Source organism: Bradyrhizobium sp. ORS 375, assembly GCF_000239775.1.
Taxonomy (GTDB): Bacteria; Pseudomonadota; Alphaproteobacteria; order Rhizobiales; family Xanthobacteraceae; genus Bradyrhizobium.
Map to the genome: position 1 here is coordinate 1 of NZ_CAFI01000430.1, position 6,338 is coordinate 6,338.

At 66.3% G+C, this 6,338-nt stretch carries 4 protein-coding genes and 1 pseudogene; 3 read left to right on the top strand and 2 right to left on the bottom strand.

The window, feature by feature from the left end; all coding sequences use genetic code 11:
* Both BRAO375_RS28490 and BRAO375_RS28495 read right to left on the bottom strand, forming a co-directional pair.
* Positions 1-1,717 (bottom strand): annotated as a pseudogene (locus tag BRAO375_RS28490) (hypothetical protein); the annotation flags it as partial.
* Between the two features lie 189 nt (positions 1,718-1,906).
* Positions 1,907-2,494 (bottom strand): PadR family transcriptional regulator, encoded by a 588-nt coding sequence (locus BRAO375_RS28495; RefSeq protein ID WP_009030897.1) that lies wholly within the window; start codon positions 2,492-2,494, stop codon positions 1,907-1,909.
* Between the two features lie 137 nt (positions 2,495-2,631).
* Here BRAO375_RS28495 and BRAO375_RS28500 point away from each other — a divergent pair, with 137 nt between their 5' ends.
* The 3 genes from BRAO375_RS28500 (at position 2,632) to BRAO375_RS28510 (ending at position 6,258) form a co-directional block, all read left to right on the top strand.
* Positions 2,632-3,030: a nuclear transport factor 2 family protein gene (locus tag BRAO375_RS28500; protein ID WP_009030898.1), complete on the top strand. Its 399-nt coding sequence runs from the start codon at positions 2,632-2,634 to the stop codon at positions 3,028-3,030.
* Between the two features lie 143 nt (positions 3,031-3,173).
* The gene (locus tag BRAO375_RS28505; RefSeq protein ID WP_009030899.1) at positions 3,174-4,964 is read left to right on the top strand and encodes an acyl-CoA dehydrogenase C-terminal domain-containing protein; all 1,791 of its coding nucleotides are present in this window, start codon (positions 3,174-3,176) and stop codon (positions 4,962-4,964) included.
* An 85-nt stretch (positions 4,965-5,049) separates the two neighbouring features.
* Positions 5,050-6,258, top strand: a complete 1,209-nt coding sequence (locus BRAO375_RS28510) for an acetyl-CoA C-acetyltransferase (RefSeq protein ID WP_009030900.1) — start codon at positions 5,050-5,052, stop codon at positions 6,256-6,258.
* Positions 6,259-6,338 lie beyond the last annotated feature (80 nt).

Sequence of the window (6,338 nt, forward strand, 5' to 3'; positions counted from 1 at the left end):
CCGGCGCCAGCGGCGGCAGGACCGCCGGCTGGCTGGTCGTCGCGCGCACGTTGCGCAGATCGCCTTCGATCATCGCGAGGCGATCGACCACATGACCGAGCGTGTTGTGGACCGCTTCCAGCGAGTCCTGGGTGTTGCGATCGGTCTCGGTCTGGCTGAAGCGGATGTCGGACAGCTCGCGCTTGACCATGTCGACCAGGCCGGCGTCCTGCGACGCCTCCCGCTGCGACCGGCTCTCCGACAACGCAGCGAACGTCGCCTGCTGCCGCTCGAGATAGCGCAGAATGTCCTGCAGGCCGTCCTCGACGCGCGACATGTTGCCGCCACGCGGATCGTTGGCCGCCTCCAGCCGCTCCAGCAGATAGCTGATCCGCTGCTCGAGATGGGCGATGGCTGACGAGCCGTCATTGCCGACCTGCAGGCGGTCGATCCGGTCCGACAGGCCGCGCAACGCGTCCTCCATCTGGGCCGTGTTGTCGGGTGCGGGAGCCGGCAGCTCGCGGCTTTCCAAGGTCGAGGTCAGCGCGGCGATGCGCTGCTCGAGCGCGGCGAAGGAATCGTGGAAGGAGTCGTGGGTGTCACGAACCTGCGCGACCTGGTCGACCTTTGACGACAGCTGGCGCAGATCGTCCGACAGCCGCTCCAGCGCGTCGTTGGACGCGACATTCGCGACGATCGCACGCAGCGCCGTGATGGCGTTTTCGAGCTGCTGCACCGTGCCGGGGTCGTCATTGGTGCGCAGGATCAGGTCCAGCTTGGCGCCGAGATTGCGGATCGCCTCGTCATAGACGGCGAGTTGCTCGGCCGGCTTCAGCGAGCCGACGACCTCGCGGATGTCGGTGAGCGCGCGTTCGATGCCCGCGAGCACCTGTCCGTCGACGCCGCTCTGGCGGTTCTCGTCGATGCGGCGCGACAGCGAGTGGATCTCGTTCTCGAGCGACTCGATCGCCCGCCGCGGCATTGCCTCGGTGATGGTCAGACGGATCTCGGCGAGCTCGGTGCGGAAGCCGGCGATCGACTGCTCGATGCCGTCGTCGGGGCGATGCAGCGCCTCGATCTGGCTGGTGATCTTGAGCAGGTGCCGTTCGAGCTGCGAGAAATCCGGCCCGGGGGCGGGTGCCGGAGGCGGTGTCATCAACGGCGCGGTGGCCGGGGCCATCGCGGGCGCGGTCGGCGGCGCCTGATGCGGCGGCAACGGCCGGGCATTGTCGAGCTCGCTCTGCCGGGCGCTGATCTCGGCCACCGCGACGTCGAACGAGCCGGCGCTGAGCGGCTGAGCCGGACGGTAGAGCTGCGCCGCGGCGCGCTCCACACCGTCGGGGCCACGATAACGTTCCTCGGGAGCCGATTTGCGCAGCGGCGTCGAAATCTGCGACAGGCGGGCGTCGAGGCGGGAGATGGCATCGTTGAGCTGGCGGGCAACGCCCTGCTCGTCGCGCGGCGCGTCCTTGCGCGCGCCGGGGCGCGACATGTGCTCGATCTGGCGGGCGATGGAATCGAGCCGCTGGTGGATGTCGGCGACCTCGCGGGCATCGCGATGCACCGGCGGCGTGCTGCGCGGGGGCGCACTGCCGCGGAAGTCCGGCGGGGCGGATGCGCCAAGCGTGGAATTGATCCAGTCGTTCAGCGTCATGCCGGCGCGTTGCGCCGCGGCCTCGGCCCTCTCACGGACGGACGGGTCGATGCCTTCATTACTCCACGGTACGCGCGAATTCATGTCTCGTCCGGTTCCGCTTCCAGCGCTCCACCAAGCGCCTCCAGCCTCCCCACGCGTCCCGAAGCGAGCATGATCGGAATCCGCGCAGATCGCCTGCTACTGATCCCGACTTTTGACTTTTACGGTAAATAACGAGTTAAGTTTACCGGCGGCGCGGTCAGAAGTTTTGCGCCTAGCGAACGACGCGCATCAGCCGGCATTTTCCCGCGACGAGGCATCGAGCGGCCGGACGCTGCCGGTGCCTGACATGGCCGACAACGCGGTGATCGCCTCCTCGCACCATTCCGCCACCATGCGCTCGTGACGCAAGCCGAGGCGCAGGTTGAGCAGCTTGCCCATGTCGGCCGGCGCCACGCTGCCGTCGGCATAGTGCTTCTTGAGAATGCGGTCGTAGCGCTCGGCGCGGTCGCGGTGATGTTCCAGGCGCGCCATCAGGTCGGCCCGGATCGGCGCGATGTCGGCCGCGCCCAGCGCGTAGAGCCGGACGAGGAGATCGTCCTTGGTCGAGGCTGGCGTGCTCGGCCGCGCCGCCCAGCTGCGGAACGCCGCGCGGCCCTCAGGCGTGAGCGTGTAGACGAGCTTGTTGGGCTTGCCGGTCTGCACCACCTCGCGGCCCTGGATGTAACCGCGGTCGCGCAGCCGGGAGAGCTCCCTGTAGATCTGCTGGTGGTCGGTCTTCCAGAAGAAGCCGATCGAGGAGTCGAAGGTCTTGGCGAGCTCGTAGCCCGTCATCGGATGTTCGGTGAGACAAGCGAGGATGGCGTCGCCGAGGGCCATGGCCGGAAACTGCTCCCGTTTTTCTGATCTTGGTCTGCCCCGCTCCACGCTTGACATTATGCACATTGGCGCATATGCGTCAATGTGCATATGGGGTGGTTGTGGTGCTGGCCTGTTCCGCCCCGAGGAGACGCCCAATGACAAAGACCGGCCTCGATGGATGGTACGGCTATATGAGATCTCACGATCTCGGCGCTTTGCGGGAGCTGCTGCATCCCGACGCCGTGTTCGAAAGTCCTGTCGTGCATACGCCGCAGCGAGGCCGCGACATCACCTTCAAATATCTCGCGAGTGCTGAGAAAGTCTTAGGCGGTCCAGGATTCAAGTATGTCGGGGAGTGGCGTAACGCCACGGGCGCCGTGCTCGAATTCGAGAACGAGATCGAAGGGATCAAGCTCAACGGCGTCGACATCATCACGTTCGACGACGCCGGCCTGATTACTCACTTCAAGGTGATGGTGCGCCCGCTCAAGGCGATCAATTTGCTGCACCGCCTGATGGGTGAGCAGCTCGCCGCCATGAGCAAGTCGTCGTGAGCAAGCCGTGGTGACGTGACCGACAGCCGCAATGTCACGGCTGCCGCAAACCTCGAGAAATCCGCTACAGTCCGCGGCCTGCATTGCCTGCCGCGTCCGCAAATTCCCAGTCTGAACCTTCAGCCTTCCTGCCGGAGACGCCGATGCCGATCTACAAAGCCCCCGTGGAAGATGTGACCTTCCTGCTCAACGACGTGTTCCAGATCGACCGCTACGACAACCTGCCAGGCTTCTCCGATGCCTCGGCCGACGTCCGCGAGGCGATCATCGGCGAAGCCGCCAAGCTCGCCGAAGAGGTGCTTCAGCCGCTCAATCGCGTTGGCGATCTCGAAGGCTGCAAGCGGCATGACGACGGCAGCGTAACCACGCCGAAGGGCTTCAAGGAGGCCTACAAGCAGCTCACCGAAGGCGGCTGGCTCGGCCTGTCGGCGCCGACCGAATATGGCGGGCAGGGCCTGCCGGTGACGCTCAGCCAGACCGTCAACGAATTCCAGTGCTCGGCCAACATGGCGTTCGCGATGTATGGCGGCCTGACCATGGGCGCGACCGCCGCCCTCATCGTGCATGGCAGCGAGGAGCAGAAGAAGACCTACGTGCCGAAGATGGTGTCCGGCGAATGGACCGGCACCATGAACCTGACCGAGCCGCATTGCGGCACCGATCTCGGTCTGCTCCGCACCAAGGCGGTGCGCCAGGACGACGGCAGCTTCAAGATCTCCGGCACCAAGATCTTCATCTCCGCCGGCGAGCATGACCTGTCGGACAACATCATCCACCTCGTGCTCGCCCGCATCGAGGGTGCGCCGGCCGGCATCAAGGGCGTGTCGCTGTTCGTGGTGCCCAAGTTCCTGGTCAATGCGGATGGCAGCGTGGGTGCGCGCAACGGCGTCGCCTGCGGCTCGATCGAGCACAAGATGGGCATCCACGGCAACTCGACCTGTGTGATGAACTACGACAACGCCACCGGCTGGCTGATCGGCGAAGAGAACAAGGGCATGCAGGGCATGTTCGTGATGATGAACGAGGCCCGACTCGGCGTCGCCGTGCAGGGTCTCGCGCAGTCCGAGGTCGCCTATCAGAACGCGGTCGCCTATGCGCGCGAGCGCATCCAGGGCCGCTCGCTGACGGGTGCGAAGGCGCCGGACAAGGCCGCCGATCCGATCATCGTGCATCCCGACGTGCGCCGCACCCTGCTGTCGATCCGCGCCTTCAACGAGGCGGCGCGCGCGATGGTGGTGTGGACCTCGCTGAAGAGCGACGTCGCGCACCGCTCGCAGGATCCGAAGGATCGCCAGGCCGCGGACGACCACATGGGCCTGATGACCCCGGTCATGAAGGGCTACATGACCGACATGGGCTTCGCCAACGCCGTGCAGGCCCAGCAGATGTATGGCGGCCATGGCTACATCGCCGAATGGGGCATGGAGCAGTTCGTGCGCGATGCCCGCATCGCGATGATCTACGAGGGCGCCAACGGCATCCAGGCGCTGGATCTCGTCGGCCGCAAGCTGCCGCGCGACGGCGGCCGCGCCGTGATGGCCTTCTTCGCCGAGGTCGGCTCGTTCGCCAAGGAGCACGGCGGCAACGATGCGATGAAGCCGTTCATCACGCCGCTGTCGATGGCGCTCGGCCATCTGCAGCAGGCCACCACCTGGCTGATGCAGAACGCGATGACCAAGCCGGACAATGCCGGCGCCGCCGCGACCGACTACATGCATCTCTTTGCGCTGGTCACCTTCGGCTATATGTGGGCGAGGATGGTCAAGGTCGCTCAGGACAAGATTGCGGCCGGCGACAGCTCGACCTATCTCACCACCAAGCTGGTGACGGGCCGCTTCTTCATGGAGCGCGTGCTGCCCGAGACGGCGGCGCATCTCGCCCGCCTGCAGGCCGGCTGCGCGACCGTGATGGAGCTGCCGGCGGAAGCCTTCTGATTTCGGAGCGAAGGCCGGTGCGTACGACGTGCCGGCCTTCGCCTTATGCTGACAACGACAAACTGGACCAGATGAGGAGGGCGTGATGCCTGAGGCCTTTATCTACGACCACGTGCGTACTCCCCGCGGCCGCGGCAAGTCCGATGGCGCCCTGCATGAGGTGACCGCGCTTGCGCTCGCCACCGTGCCCTTGAAGGCGCTCAAGGACCGCAACAACATCCCTGAGGACGCCGTCGATGACGTCGTGCTCGGCGTGGTCGATCCCGTCGGCGAGGCCGGCTCGGACATCGCGCGCTTCGCCGCGCTGAACGCCGGCCTCGGCGAGGCCGTGCCGGGCGTGCAGATCAGCCGCTTCTGCGCCTCCGGTCTCGACGCGGTGAACTTCGCCGCCGCGCAGATCATGAGCGGCCAGCATGAGCTCGTCATCGGCGGCGGTGCTGAATCGATGAGCCGCGTCGGCATCGGCGCCTCCGGCGGCGCGTGGCCGATGGATCCCTCGATGGCCGTGCCGTCCTACTTCATGCCGCAGGGCATCTCGGCCGACCTGATCGCGACCAAATACGGCTTCTCGCGCGACGACGTCGACGCCTACGCCGTGCAGAGCCAGCAGCGTGCGGCGAAGTCGTGGGAAGAGGGCCGCTTCAACAAATCGGTCGTGCCGGTCAAGGACATCAACGGCCTGACCATCCTCGCCAAGGACGAGCACATGCGTCCCTCGACGACGATGCAGTCGCTGGCCCAGCTGCAGCCGTCGTTCGCCCAGATGGCGCAGATGGGCGGCTTCGACGCCGTGGCGATCCAGTCGCACCCCGAGCTCGAGCGCGTCAACTACGTGCATCACGCCGGCAATTCGTCCGGCATCGTCGACGGCGCCGGCGCGGTGCTGCTCGGCAGCAAGGAGGCCGGCGCGAAGTACGGCCTCAAGGCCCGCGCCAAGATCCGTGCGTTCGCCAATATCGGCTCGGAGCCGGCGATGATGCTGACCGGCCCGGTCGACGTGACCGAGAAGCTGTTCGAGCGCTCCGGCATGACAAAGTCGGATATCGACCTGTTCGAGCTCAACGAGGCGTTCGCCTCGGTCGTGCTGCGCTACATGCAGGCGTTCGAGATCGACAAGGACAAGATCAACGTCAATGGCGGCGCCATCGCGCTCGGCCATCCCTTGGGCGCCACCGGCGCGATGATCCTCGGCACCGTGCTCGACGAGCTCGAGCGCACCGGCAAGGCCACCGCCCTGGTCACGCTGTGCATCGGCGGCGGCATGGGCACCGCGACGATCATCGAGCGCGTGTGATCGGCACTCCGTCATTCCGGGGCGATGCGCAGCATCGAACCCGGAATCTCGAGGTGAGGAAAAGAGCAAGCCAATGTCGA

Excerpts from the sequence above, each read along its gene's own strand:
- BRAO375_RS28495 (WP_009030897.1), bottom strand. The coding sequence starts at position 2,494 with ATGGCCCTCGGCGACGCCATCCTCGCTTGTCTCACCGAACATCCGATG.
- BRAO375_RS28500 (WP_009030898.1), top strand. The coding sequence starts at position 2,632 with ATGACAAAGACCGGCCTCGATGGATGGTACGGCTATATGAGATCTCAC.
- BRAO375_RS28505 (WP_009030899.1), top strand. The coding sequence starts at position 3,174 with ATGCCGATCTACAAAGCCCCCGTGGAAGATGTGACCTTCCTGCTCAAC.
- BRAO375_RS28510 (WP_009030900.1), top strand. The coding sequence starts at position 5,050 with ATGCCTGAGGCCTTTATCTACGACCACGTGCGTACTCCCCGCGGCCGC.